A 388-nucleotide genomic window follows, 5' to 3' on the forward strand; every position below is an offset into this window, starting at 1 on the left:
AATAAGTAGATTTCAGAAGTCGCTGAATGTCATTTTCGGTCAATTTCATGCTCTTTTGAGCCCACTCTTTATACAAATTCCCATAGCCAAAAACACCCTTAAGTGCAACTTCCATCTTACTCACAGAACAATGGTGAAGTGTTAACCCCACCAAGGATGGATGGTTAAATTCAGCTGGAGCAAAAGAGTAGTTCAAATCATAAAAATTCCGCTTCAACTGTTCACCCACGAGGCGGCAGCTCTCCACAGATTCGGATACCAGCAGGTGACGTAGACGGAACGCCAGTCGGTCGAGCAGCACAAGGTCTTGCAAATGCACTTGAAGCTGCACTTGGTCATATCGAACATCGGGTGAACCCAGCGTCTCTATGCGCTGTAAAAACCCATC

1 protein-coding gene is annotated in these 388 nt (G+C 45.6%); it reads right to left on the reverse strand.

Going from position 1 to position 388, the window contains the following annotated elements:
- Window positions 1-388 (reverse strand): hypothetical protein (locus QZH66_RS18710; RefSeq protein WP_305807280.1); only part of this gene is annotated, 388 nt, incomplete at both ends.

This window comes from Stenotrophomonas sp. YIM B06876 (assembly GCF_030711595.1).
In the GTDB taxonomy this organism is placed as follows: domain Bacteria; phylum Pseudomonadota; class Gammaproteobacteria; order Xanthomonadales; family Xanthomonadaceae; genus Stenotrophomonas.